Source organism: Achromobacter sp., assembly GCF_036567245.1.
In the GTDB taxonomy this organism is placed as follows: domain Bacteria; phylum Pseudomonadota; class Gammaproteobacteria; order Burkholderiales; family Burkholderiaceae_B; genus Achromobacter.
Genome location: NZ_DATCUY010000313.1, coordinates 1 through 11954 on the forward strand (window position 1 = coordinate 1; position 11954 = coordinate 11954).

Below are 11954 nucleotides of genomic sequence, written 5' to 3' on the forward strand. Positions count from 1 at the left end.
CGCCACCGGCGCCAGCCGCACCCGCGGCGCGCACCGAAACGCGCCGCGCCAAGCCCACGCCCGCCAAGCGCACGAAAGCCCGCGCCCAGAACGAACCGCGCAAGCTCTTCGTTCTGGACACCAACGTGCTGCTGCATGACCCCAGTTCCCTGTTCCGCTTCGAAGAGCACGACATCTTCCTGCCGATGATGACGCTCGAAGAGCTGGACCATCAGAAGAAAGGCATGTCCGAAGTGGCACGCAACGCGCGCCAGGTCAGCCGTTCGCTGGACGCGCTGGTGCAGGACGCGAGCCAGCTCGACGAAGGGCTGGAGCTGACCAAGCTGGGCAACAAGGATGCCACCGGCCGCCTGATGTTCCAGACGACCGCCATCCACAGCACCCTGCCGTCCGACCTGCCCATGGGCAAGGCCGATAACCAGATCCTGGGCGTGGTGCGGGCCCTGCAGGAAAAGTACCCGCAGCGCGAAGTCGTGCTGGTGTCCAAGGACATCAACATGCGCCTGAAGGCGCGCGCGCTGGGCATGGCCGCTGAAGACTACTTCAACGATCACGTCATGGAGGACCCGGACCTGATGTACTCGGGCGTGATGCAGCTGCCCGAGGACTTCTGGAACAAGCACGGCAAGGACGTGGAATCCTGGCAACAGGGCGGCACCACGTTCTACCGCATCCACGGCCCGCTGTGTTCGCAGTTCGTGGTCAACCAGTTCGTCTACTTCGAAGGCCAGATGCCCCTGTACGCGCAAGTGCGCGAGGTCAGCGGCAAGATGGCGGTGCTGGCGACGCTGCGCGACTACACCCACGGCAAGAACAATGTCTGGGGCATCACCGCGCGCAACCGCGAGCAGAACTTCGCCATGAACCTGCTGATGAATCCGGAATGCGACTTCGTGTCGCTGCTGGGCCAGGCGGGCACGGGCAAGACGCTGCTGGCGCTGGCCGCGGGCATCACCCAGGTGCTGGAGACCAAGCGGTACACCGAAATCATCATGACCCGCGTCACGGTGCCGGTCGGCGAAGACATCGGTTTCCTGCCGGGTACGGAAGAAGAGAAGATGCTGCCCTGGATGGGCGCCCTGGAAGACAACCTGGACGTCCTGAACATGGGTGAAGGCGAAGGCAACGGGGACTGGGGACGCGCCGCCACCATGGACCTGATCCGTTCGCGCATCAAGGTCAAGTCCCTGAACTTCATGCGCGGCCGCACTTTTCTGAACAAGTACCTGATCATCGACGAGGCGCAGAACCTGACGCCCAAGCAGATGAAGACGCTGGTCACGCGCGCGGGCCCCGGCACCAAGGTGATCTGCCTGGGCAACATCGCCCAGATCGATACGCCCTACCTGACCGAAGGCAGTTCCGGCCTGACCTTCGTGGTCGACCGCTTCAAGGGCTGGCCGCACTCGGGGCATGTCACATTGCAGCGCGGCGAGCGTTCGCGCCTGGCCGACTACGCCGGGGACGTGCTGTAAACCCTTGCCACCAAAGAAAAAGCCCCTTGAGCGATCAAGGGGCTTTTTTTCGCCGATGGCGACAAATTACTTGTCGGCGGCATTGGTAATGGCACTGCCAGCCTTGGACATGTCCTTGCCCATGCCCGCGACGGTATTGCAACCGGCGAGGACAAAGCCGAACACGACGAAGGCGGTCAGCACGATCTTGCTGCGCATGCTGGCGCTCCTGAAGTGGTGAAAACGGGTCCGGGGCGTACTTTAAACGATCTGGACGCGGAGTTCACCCAGGCCTTCAACGCCGCCGGTGATCACGTCGCCTTGCAGCACGGCGCCCACGCCTTCGGGCGTGCCGGTGAAGATGATGTCGCCGGGTTGCAGTTCGAACAGGCCGGACAGATAGGAAATGCTCTCAGGAATGTTCCACAGCATCTGCGAGATGTCGCTGGACTGCTTGCGCTGGCCGTTCACATCCAGCCAGATGGCGCCCTTTTCCAGGGTGCCGACGACGCTGCGCGGATGGATCGGGCCCAGCGGCGCGGACAGGTCGAAGGCCTTGCCGATTTCCCAGGGACGGCCCTGCTTTTTCATTTCGCCTTGCAGGTCGCGGCGGGTCATGTCCAGGCCCAGCGCATAGCCCCACACGCAATCATTGGCCTGTTCCACCGGAATATCGCGGCCGCCCTTGCCCAGCACCACGACCAGTTCCATCTCGTAGTGCAGGTTGGACGTCTTTGGCGGATACGGCATCTTGCCGGTTTCGCCGTCGGCCACGCTCAGCACGGCGTCGGCAGGCTTGCAGAAGAAGAACGGATCTTCTCGGCCGGTGAAGCCCATTTCCTTGGCGTGTTCGGCGTAGTTGCGGCCGACGCAATAGACGCGGCGCACCGGGAACAGCGCGGCGCTACCGGCAACGGGAACCGCGACGGGCGGCTGGGGGGGCAATACGTAGTCCATGTTCACTCGACCTATGAAGAATACGTGGCCGGAATCCGGCAGAAGAATACAGCCAGGCCCGCGAGGCGCCCGCTACCGCGGGCAGCCCCTCTGGAGTCGGGCCGGACAGTGAAAAGTCATCCGCGAGTTTATCCCTTTCCGGGAGGCAAGGCGCGGTCCGGCACGTTCAGGTGAAAGTAGGAATTTCCCCGTCGTACACCACCAGGCGCTCGATGAAGCCGGCCATGTAGGCCTTCATTTCCTGGTGCGCCGGGGAGACTTGGTAGCGGTCATGCGCGGGACTGTCCGCGAACGCCGCCACCACGGCGTGGGTCAGGCCGTCCGAACGGTTGGCCTGATTGGGCCGGAAGGCGTATCCCGCCACCCCGTCGCATTCGGCCAGAATGCGCTGGCAATAGCCTTGGACGCGGTCATGGAAACGGGCATCAGCGGCGCTGGACAGTTGCAGCATTACGACATGCAAGAACATCAGGATTCCCTTTTTCTGCGGGTAAGCGCCAGCCAGGCCCGCGAGACCAGCCCCATGATGCCGTCGCGGAACAAGAGGACGCAAAGTACGAAGATCGCACCCTGGACGATGAGCACCCATGAGCCCAGCGGCGCCAGGTAGTTCTGCAGCGACACGAAGGTGAAGGCGCCCGCCAGCGGGCCGAACACCGTGCCGATGCCGCCCAGCAGCGCCATCAGCACCACTTCACCGTTGGCATGCCAGTGCACGTCCGTCAGCGATGCGACGCCGAACACCAGCACCTTCAGGCCGCCAGCCAGCCCGGCCACCGAAGCCGACAGCGTGAACGCCATCAGCTTGTAGCGCGAGGTGGAGTAGCCCAGCGAGCGGGCGCGCTGTTCGTTGTCGCGCACCGAACGGATCACTTCGCCGAAGGGCGAATTCAGCACGCGCAGCACGAAGGCATAGCCCAGCGCGAACACCGCCAGCGTGAAGTAATACATAGGCATCACGCCTTCCAGGTCGAAGATGCCGAACAGCTTGCCGCGCGGCACGCTCTGCAGGCCGTCCTCGCCGCCGGTGAAACCCGCCTGGACCGCGATGAAGTAGACCAGCTGCGACAGCGCCAGCGTGATCATGGCAAAGTAAATACCCTGGCGCCGGATGGCGATGGCGCCGAACGCCAGGCCCAGCAGGCCGCCCGTCAGCACCCCGGCCAGCAGGCCGAGTTCGGGCGTGGCGCTCAGCAGCTTCATCACGATGCCGGTGGCATAGGCGGCCGCGCCAAAGAACGCGGCATGGCCGAACGACAACAGGCCCACATAGCCCACCAGCAGATTGAAGGCCGCGGCGAACAGCGCGAAGCACAGCACCTTCATCAGGAAGGTCGGATAGATGAACCAGGGAGCGGCCACGGCGGCCAAGGCCAGCGCTGCCATCGCCACGCGCATGGCGCGGCGGCTCAACTGCACTGGCTCGCGCGTCGCCTCGGCGGCCAGCACGTTCTGCACCTGCAGGGGCTTGCCGAACAGGCCGGCGGGCTTGCACAGCAGCACCAGCACCATGATGATGAAGATCGCCAGGTTGGCGGCCTCGGGATAGAACACCTTGGTCAGGCCTTCGATGATGCCCAGCCCGAAGCCGCTGACGATGGCGCCCATGATGGAGCCCATGCCGCCGATCACCACCACCGCGAACACGACCACCACCAGGTTGGAGCCCATCATCGGGCTGACCTGGTAGATGGGCGCGGCGATCACGCCCGCCACCGACGCCAGCGCCACGCCCAGCGCGTAGGTCAGCGTGATGAGCAGCGGCACGTTGATGCCGAAGGAGCGCACCACCGTGGGGTTCTCGGTGGCCGCGCGCAGCATGGCGCCCACGCGGGTCTTCTCGATCAGCACCCAGACCGCCAGGCACAGCACCAGCGACACCGCCACCGCCCAGCCGCGGTACCAGGGCAGGAACATGAAGCCCAGGTTGACGCCGCCGGTCAGCGCCTTGGGGATCGTGTAGGGCAGCCCCGATACGCCGTAGGCCTGCCGTAAGCCGCCCTCGATCAGCAGCGCGATGCCGAAGGTCAGCAGCAGGCCGTACAGATGGTCCATGCGGTAGGTGCGCGAGATCAGCAGGCGCTCGACCACGACGGCGAACACGGCCATGATCAGCGGCACCAGCACCAGCGCGGCCCAGTAGTTCACGCCCAGGTAGTTCAGCAGCATCCAGGCCAGGAACGCGCCCGCGGTGTACTGCGCGCCATGGGCGAAGTTGATGATGTTCAACAGGCCGAAGATCACCGCCAGCCCGATCGAAAGCAGCGCGTAGAACGAGCCGTTGATCAGGCCGAGCAGCAACTGGCCGAATAGTGCCGTGGACGGCACGCCGAAAATTTCGAACACGTGGATTCTCCCCTCAGACACCCAGGCGGCGCTTGATCCGCTCGGGATCGTTGCGCGCTTCTTCCGCCGACAGCTGGTCGACCACGCAGCCGTGCTCCATGACGTAGTGGCGGTCGGCCACCTTGGTCGCGAAACGGAAGTTCTGCTCGACCAGCACGATGGTGAAGCCGCGCTCTTTCAAGGTGCGGATGGCCTGCCCGATCTGCTGCACAATGACGGGCGCCAGGCCTTCGGTGGGCTCGTCCAGCAGGATCAGCTGGGCGCCCGTGCGCAGGATGCGCGCGATCGCCAGCATCTGCTGTTCACCGCCGGACAGGTTGCCGCCGGAGCTGGCGCTGCGCTCGCGCAGGTTGGGAAACAGCGTGTAGATCTCGTCCAGCGACATGCCGCCGTCGGCCAGGCGCGGCGGCAGCAGCAGGTTCTCGGTCACGTCCAGGCTGCGGAACACGGCCCGTTCTTCCGGGCAATACACCACGCCCAGCCGTGGAATGCGGTGCGGCGCCATGCCCACGGTCTCGTGGCCGTTCAGGCGGATGGAGCCGCGGCGCTTGTCCATGATGCCCATGATGGCGCGCAGCGTGGTGGTCTTGCCCGCGCCGTTGCGGCCCAGGATGGTGACGAGTTCGCCGCGCCGCACTTCCATGTCCACGCCATGCAGCACGTGGGATTCGCCGTACCAGGCGTTGAGGTCCTTGATCTCCAGCATCTCAGTGCGCCTCCTCGTCCGAGCCCATGTATGCCGTGATGACGCGCTCGTCGGTCGACACGGTGGCGTAGTCGCCCTGGGCCAGCACCGCGCCGCGCGCCAACACCGTGATGGTGTCGGACAGGTCCGCCACCACCGACAGGTTGTGCTCGACCATCAGGATGCTGCGGTTAGCGGATGCGCGCCGGATCAGCGCGGCGATGCGGGTCACGTCCTCCTGGCCCAGGCCCGCCATGGGTTCGTCCAGCAGCATGATTTCCGGTTCCAGCGCCAGGGTCATGGCGATCTCCAGCGCGCGCTTGCGGCCGTAAGGCAGCAGCGCCGCCGTGGTGTCCGCCAGACCACTCAGGCCGACCGCGTCCAGCAGTTCCATGGCGCGGCCGTTCAGGCGGTCGATGCTGCTGCGATTGCGCCAGAAGCGCCAGCCGTCGCCGTGCTGGCGCATCAGCGCCACGCGCATGTTCTGCAGCGCCGTCAGGCCCAGGAACACGGCGGATATCTGGAACGAACGGACAATACCGAGCCGCGCGATCTGCTCGGGCGCCAGCGCCGTGATGTCGCGCCCGCGGTAGTGGATGACGCCCGCGTCGGGCGTGAGGAATTTGGTCAGCAGGTTGAAACAGGTAGTTTTGCCTGCGCCGTTGGGGCCGATCAAGGCATGGATGGAGCCTTCGCGCAGCGACAGGGAAACGCCATCGACGGCATTGAAACCGCCGAACCGCTTGATCAATCCCTGCGCGGACAGGACCGCTGGGGTGTTCATGGGCGCGCTCCTACATGCGGGCCAGCAGGCCGCCGTCGATCGCCAGGACGTGCCCGTTGACGAATGCAGCGCCCGGCGAGGCCAGGTAGACCACCGCCGGCGCGATGTCTTCCGGCGCGGCCCAGCGGCCAGCCGGCACTGCCGAGGCCAGGAAGGATTGGAACTGCGGATTGTCCTGCAGCCCCTGCGTGAAATCGGTGCGCACGAAGCCGGGCGCCAGCGCATTGCAGGTGATGCCGCTGGCGCCGTATTCGACCGCCAGCGCGCGGGCGAAGGCCGCGATCGCGCCCTTGGCGGTGGCGTAGGCGGCGATGTTGGGCATGGTGGCCTGCCCCGCCACGGACGACATCAGCACAATGCGGCCGAAGCCGCGCTTGCCCATGCCGGGCAGCACCGCCCGTGCGCAATGGAAGGCGCCGTTGACGTGCACGTTCTGCAAGGCCTGCCATTCGGCGGAACTCATTTCCACCACTGGCTTGCGGTTCTGGTTGCCCGCACTGCTGACCAGCACGTCGATCGCCAGTCCGGCGATCTCCAGCTGCGCGACGGCATCGGCCACCGCCTTTTCATCGGCGACGTCGAAAGGCGCGCCATGGGCCTTGATGCCTTCGGCACCCAGGCGCTCGCAGGCAGCGGCGCAGGCCTCGCTGGATAGATCGTTGATTACCACCTGGGCGCCCGCCTGGCCCAATGCCCGCGCGATGGCATAACCCAGCCCCTTGGCCGCGCCAGTCACCAGCGCGACGCGCCCCGCCAGACCGAACGTGCGGTCCAGATAGTCGTGTTTCAAGCTTGTCTCCTTGGTCTTATATGTGCCGGATTTCTTGGCCCGGCCTGTGTCGCTGCATGCTCTCGTCAGGCGAAAACACGATTGACATAAATCTCAATATACGCGACTATTTTTAAACACTCAATAACAAGATTTTTTCTTTATCTCTCATAAAGAGTTCTGGTAGGAGACATCATGGCCCTGGAAACTCCCGGCTGCCCCGCAGCCAACGCCTTGCCGCCCCTGGCTTCACGCTTCCTCAAGGTTGCTGATCTGCCATGGAAGCCCACGCAAGTGGCAGGCATAGACATGAAGGTGCTGATGCAGGACAAGGAGACCGGCCTCCTGACCGCCCTGTTCCGCTGGCAGCCCGGCACCGAACTGCCCTTGCACGAGCATGTGGAGGTCGAGCAGACCTTCGTGCTGGAAGGCTCGATCGTCGACGCCGAAGGCGAAGTCTGCGCCGGCGACTACGTGTGGCGCCCGCGCGGCAACCAGCACGTGGCGCGCGCGCCCAACGGTGCCCTGGTGCTCAGCTTTTTCCTGAAACCCAATATGTTCATCGACGCCTACGCCGGCCAGACGCTGGAATAGGCCCCACGAGAAGACCCGGCGCGACCGTCCGGCACAGGGCGGCGCGCAAGAACGAAGCCCCCGAGGAGACATACCCATGAAGACCCGTTTGAAGAACAGCCTGGCCGCCTGCGTGCTGGGCGCCCTGTCCGTATCCGCCCAGGCGCAAGTGTCGGATGACGTCGTGAAGATAGGCGTGCTGGGCGACCAGTCCGGCATGATGGCCGACCTGTCCGGCAAGTTCGGCGTGGAAGCCGTGAAGATGGCCGTCGAGGATTTCGGCGGGAGCGTGCTGGGCAAGCCCATCGAAGTGATCTCGGCCGACCACCAGAACAAGGTCGACATCGGCGTGGCGACCGCGCGCCGCTGGTACGAGAACGACAAGGTGGACCTGATCCTGGACGTGCCCAACTCCGCAATCGCGCTGGCGGTGCAGGACCTGACCCGCCAGATGAAGCGCGTGGTGATCTTCACCAGCGCCGGCTCGGCCGACCTGACGGGCAAGGCCTGCTCGCCCAACGGCATGCACTGGACCTACGACACCTATGCCTACGCCACCGGCGTGGCCAACGGCGTCATGGAAGACGGCGGCAAGAGCTGGTACTTCATCACCTCCGACTACGCCTTCGGCCATTCGCTGGAGCGCGACGCCATGGTGGTGGTCAAGGCCAAGGGCGGCCAGGTCGTGGGCAGCGTGCGCCATCCCATCGCCAGCGCGGACTTCTCCTCGTTCCTGCTGCAGGCGCAAGCCTCCAAGGCGCAGGTGATCGGCCTGGCCAACGGCAGCGGCGACACCATCAACAGCATCAAGCAGGCGTTCGAGTTCGGCATCATGGGCAGCAAACAGCGCGTGGCCGCCCTCTTCATGAGCATCGTCGACGTGCGCAGCGTGGGACTGGAATACGCGCAGGGCTTGAACTTGGTGGAACCCTTCTACTGGGACCTGGACGACAAGTCGCGGCAATGGTCCGAGCGCTACTTCAAACGCACGGGCCGCATGCCGTCCATGGTCCAGGCCAGCAACTACAGCGCCACCATGCACTACCTGAACGCCATCAAGGCTGCCGGCACCGACGCTTCCGAGCCGGTACTCAAGAAGATGCATGAGACGCCCATCAACGACTTCATGACCGAAAACGGCCGCATCCGCGAGGACGGCCGCATCATGCGCGACCTCTATCTGTTCCAGGTCAAGAAGCCGTCGGAGTCCAAGCGCGACTGGGACTACTACAACCTGGTACGCAAGATTCCGGCCGAACAGGCCTTCCGCCCGCTCAAGGACGGCGCCTGCCCGCTGGTGAAATCGTGATGGACGGCGCGCTTGGACTGCTGGCAGGCAAGCGCGCCATTGTCACGGGGGGTGCCAACCCCCGCGGCATAGGCGCCGCCATCGTCGACCTTTTCATCGCGCAGGGTGCGACCGTCGCCGTGCTGGACCAGGCCTATCCGGACGGCGCCGAGGCAGCGCTGGCCGCTGGCCGCATCGACCTGCACTGCGACGTGTCACGCACCGCCTCCTGCGAGGCGGCGGTCACCCGCGCCAGGGATGCGCTCGGCGGCATCGACGTATTGGTCAACAATGCCGGCATCGTCGCCGCCACGCGCATCTGGGACCTGCCCGAGGACGAGTTCCGCCGCATGGTCGAAGTAAACCTGACCGGCACCTATAACGTCACGCACGCAGCGCTGCCCGAATTGCTGCAAAGCCCGCGGCGCCCGGCCATCGTCAACCTGGGTTCCACCGCCGCCCTGCGCGGCGGCGGCCTCCTGGGCGGTTCGCACTACGCCGCATCCAAGGGCGGCGTCATCAGCTTCACCAAGGCATTGGCCCGGGAACTCGGCCCGCGTGGCGTGCGTGCCAACTGCGTCGCCCCCGGCATTATCGAGACGGACATGACGCTGGGGAAATTCGGCGAAAATTGGGAACAAGAACTCAAACAGGGCATTCCGCTACAGCGCTTCGGCTCGCCCGCCGAAGTCGCCCAGGCCATACTTTTCCTGGCCTCGGACCTGTCCTCCTACTCAACCGGCATCGTGGTCGACGTCAATGGCGGCTTCCACATTCACTAGGCGCGCCCTCCCGCAATGAGCACTCCAGACCGCATGTTGTCCATCCTCGACCTCTTTCGCGACGACACCACCGCCGCGTTCCAGGAAGACGTCATGGCGCATCTGGATTGCTCGCGCGCCACGGCCTACCGCTACCTGAAGTCGCTGACCGAAAGCGGGCTGCTCGCGCCCACTTCGGGCGGCGCCTACGTGCTGGGATCGCGCATCATCGAGCTGGACCGCCATCTGCGCCAGCACGACCCGCTGATGCGCGCGGCGCGGGAGGTCATGCGCACCACCGGCGACGAGCTGCATGCCAATCTGATGCTGTGCAATTACTACGGCGACAAGGTCATGTGCGTGGACCGCTACTGGACCGACGATTCCATCGAATCCAGCTATGCGCGCGGCCGCCCCTACACCATGTTCCATGGCGCCACGGCCAAGCCCATCCTGGCCAACCTGCCGCCGTACCAGCTGCGTAATCTGATGCTGTGGCATGCGGCCGAAATCCGCGAAGCCGGGCTGGGCGAAGACTGGGATGAGTTTCGCGCCAATCTCAAGCGCCTGCGCGCCGCCGGCGTGTACGTGTCGCACGGCGAGGTCGATCGCGGGCTGATAGGCATAGGCTCGGCCATCTTCAGCCCGGAGCAGAAAGTGGTGGGCAGCCTGGTATTCATCGCGGCGGAAGCGCGCACCTCGACCGAGCGGCTGGAGATACTGCAGGCCCGTATCCAGGTCGCGGCCGCGCAGGTGTCGCGCAATCTGCAGGCCCCGCAAAGCAACGGCGCGGCGGCGATCGGCATCATGCCATCGCGGCCGCGCCGCATTAAAACACCTGCCAAGCGCAACGCCGGCCAGGTATAGAGCCCTGAAAGATCAGGCCTTGTTGTAGCGCTCGGCGCTGCGGACGATTTCCTCGTGCGCGGCGTCCAGGCCCTTCCAGCCCTTGACCTTGACCCACTTGCCCTTTTCCAGGTCCTTGTAGTGCTCGAAGAAGTGCTGGATGCGGGAGATGTCTTCCGCCGGCAGATCTTCGTAGGACTTGATGTTGCGGTACGGGGGGTACAGCTTTTCGATCGGCACGGCCAGCAGCTTGGCGTCGCCGCCCGATTCGTCGTCCATTTCCAGCACGCCGATGGCGCGGCAGCGCACGACCGCGCCGATCTGGATCGGGAACGGGGTCAGCACCAGCACGTCGGCGGGGTCGCCGTCTTCGGACAGGGTTTGCGGGATGTAGCCGTAATTGCACGGATAGTGCATGGCCGTCAGCATGAAGCGGTCAACGAAAATCGCGCCCGTGTCCTTGTCGACCTCGTACTTCACCGGGTCGGCGTTCATGGGGATTTCGATGATGACGTTGAAGTCTTCCGGCAGCTTCTTGCCAGGGGAGACGCGATCAAGACTCATGATTCAACCTTGTTGTGTGTCTGAAGGATTGTTCAAATCGAGCCGTCGTCCTTGAACGGCGGCTTGGTCGTCGGCACGGGCGCGGCGGCCGGCGCGGGCTTGGACCCTGCGGGCGTGGCCGGTGCGTACGTGGGCACGGGGTCATCGAAAGCCGCCGCCGGAATGGGGGCGCTATCGAAGTATTCGTCGATGTCGGAGGTGCCGCCAGCCAGCGGGGCGTCCTCGGGAGCCAGCGCCCGTTCGCGCTGCTCTTTGTTCACGCGGGCATCCGGATCCAGCACGTAGTCGGAGGCCGAGGCCGCCACGGCCGGCGGCAGCGCGGGGTAATCGCCGCCAAGCTCGGCGTCGCCGTCGGTATCGGACAGGCCTACCGCGTAACCGCCTTCGGCATCCACGCGATAAGGATCGGAACCAGTGTCCGCGGCAGGCAAGGCGGCGTCTGCCGCCAGCACCGGCAGCGCCATGCTGGCGGCCGTTGCCAGGCGCCAGTGGCGCACCGCGTCGGCCGGACGTTCCAGGCGGTCATACAGGCTGCCCAGCAGCGCGTGCGTGCGCGCGTCGCTGCGGCGGCTGAGGCTGCGCAGCAGATAGCGTTCGGCCTGGCCCCAGAGCTGGCCGTTCAGGCACAGCATGCCCAGCGCGGTAAGCAGGTCAGGATCAGTGGGACGCTGTTGCAACCAGGTCTCGGCGCGGGCCAGCCGGCGCGAAACCTGCTCGGCTTCGCAACGGGCGTAGGCCGCCACCAGCGCCGGATTGAATTTCACGGCAACCGCGGCTTCCAGCACGCGCGCGGCCTCGTTGGCTTCGCCGGCAGCCTCGAACGCGGCCGCGCCCGCCAGCGCGATTTCCGGCAGCAGCCGCTCCTCGGCCTTCAAGTCCTTCCAGATGGCGCGCCAGGCCTCGCTACCGCCAGCCGCTGCCGCGCGC

The 11954-nt window shown here is 65.4% G+C and carries 14 protein-coding genes; 5 read left to right on the forward strand and 9 right to left on the reverse strand.

What is annotated here, in order from left to right:
* A partial coding sequence (locus VIR09_RS13730) for a PhoH family protein (protein ID WP_332013361.1) occupies window positions 1-1475 on the forward strand: 1475 nt, incomplete at its 5' end.
* A 66-nt stretch (window positions 1476-1541) separates the two neighbouring features.
* Here the strand turns inward: VIR09_RS13730 and VIR09_RS13735 are convergent.
* The 7 genes from VIR09_RS13735 to VIR09_RS13765 form a co-directional block, all read right to left on the reverse strand.
* The gene (locus tag VIR09_RS13735; RefSeq protein ID WP_013392563.1) at window positions 1542-1673 is read right to left on the reverse strand and encodes an entericidin A/B family lipoprotein; all 132 of its coding nucleotides are present in this window, start codon (window positions 1671-1673) and stop codon (window positions 1542-1544) included.
* 42 nt (window positions 1674-1715) lie between these two features.
* Entirely contained in the window at window positions 1716-2411 is a 696-nt protein-coding gene (locus VIR09_RS13740; RefSeq protein WP_042792659.1) for a fumarylacetoacetate hydrolase family protein, read from the reverse strand.
* Window positions 2412-2577: 166 nt separating this feature from the next.
* On the reverse strand, window positions 2578-2880 hold the full coding sequence (locus tag VIR09_RS13745) for a Dabb family protein (protein WP_332013362.1): 303 nt from the start codon (window positions 2878-2880) through the stop codon (window positions 2578-2580).
* Window positions 2880-4757, reverse strand: coding sequence for an ABC transporter permease (locus VIR09_RS13750; RefSeq protein WP_332013363.1), 1878 nt, complete (start codon window positions 4755-4757; stop codon window positions 2880-2882). The genes VIR09_RS13745 and VIR09_RS13750 overlap by 1 nt, the downstream gene beginning before the upstream one ends.
* 13 nt (window positions 4758-4770) lie before the next feature.
* Window positions 4771-5463 carry an ABC transporter ATP-binding protein gene (locus VIR09_RS13755; protein ID WP_332013364.1) on the reverse strand — a complete coding sequence of 231 codons (693 nt, stop codon included), beginning with the start codon at window positions 5461-5463 and terminating at the stop codon, window positions 4771-4773.
* Between the two features lies 1 nt (window position 5464).
* Complete coding sequence (locus VIR09_RS13760) at window positions 5465-6226, reverse strand: ABC transporter ATP-binding protein (RefSeq protein ID WP_332013365.1); 762 nt, start codon at window positions 6224-6226, stop codon at window positions 5465-5467.
* A gap of 10 nt (window positions 6227-6236) precedes the next feature.
* The gene (locus VIR09_RS13765; protein ID WP_332013366.1) at window positions 6237-7016 is read right to left on the reverse strand and encodes an SDR family NAD(P)-dependent oxidoreductase; all 780 of its coding nucleotides are present in this window, start codon (window positions 7014-7016) and stop codon (window positions 6237-6239) included.
* A gap of 174 nt (window positions 7017-7190) precedes the next feature.
* Here VIR09_RS13765 and VIR09_RS13770 point away from each other — a divergent pair, with 174 nt between their 5' ends.
* The 4 genes from VIR09_RS13770 (at window position 7191) to VIR09_RS13785 (ending at window position 10484) form a co-directional block, all read left to right on the forward strand.
* The gene (locus VIR09_RS13770; protein WP_173143134.1) at window positions 7191-7589 is read left to right on the forward strand and encodes a cupin domain-containing protein; all 399 of its coding nucleotides are present in this window, start codon (window positions 7191-7193) and stop codon (window positions 7587-7589) included.
* Window positions 7590-7665: 76 nt separating this feature from the next.
* On the forward strand, window positions 7666-8877 hold the full coding sequence (locus VIR09_RS13775; RefSeq protein WP_332013367.1) for an ABC transporter substrate-binding protein: 1212 nt from the start codon (window positions 7666-7668) through the stop codon (window positions 8875-8877).
* The gene (locus tag VIR09_RS13780) at window positions 8877-9638 is read left to right on the forward strand and encodes an SDR family NAD(P)-dependent oxidoreductase (RefSeq protein ID WP_332013368.1); all 762 of its coding nucleotides are present in this window, start codon (window positions 8877-8879) and stop codon (window positions 9636-9638) included. The genes VIR09_RS13775 and VIR09_RS13780 overlap by 1 nt, the downstream gene beginning before the upstream one ends.
* Before the next feature lie 15 nt (window positions 9639-9653).
* Window positions 9654-10484, forward strand: a complete 831-nt coding sequence (locus VIR09_RS13785; RefSeq protein WP_332013369.1) for an IclR family transcriptional regulator — start codon at window positions 9654-9656, stop codon at window positions 10482-10484.
* Window positions 10485-10496: 12 nt separating this feature from the next.
* Here the strand turns inward: VIR09_RS13785 and ppa are convergent, their stop codons facing one another.
* Together ppa and VIR09_RS13795 are read right to left on the reverse strand one after the other, a co-directional pair.
* Window positions 10497-11027: an inorganic diphosphatase gene (gene ppa, locus VIR09_RS13790; RefSeq protein WP_013392552.1), complete on the reverse strand. Its 531-nt coding sequence runs from the start codon at window positions 11025-11027 to the stop codon at window positions 10497-10499.
* 32 nt (window positions 11028-11059) lie between these two features.
* A partial coding sequence (locus VIR09_RS13795) for a heme biosynthesis protein HemY (protein WP_414639422.1) occupies window positions 11060-11954 on the reverse strand: 895 nt, incomplete at its 5' end.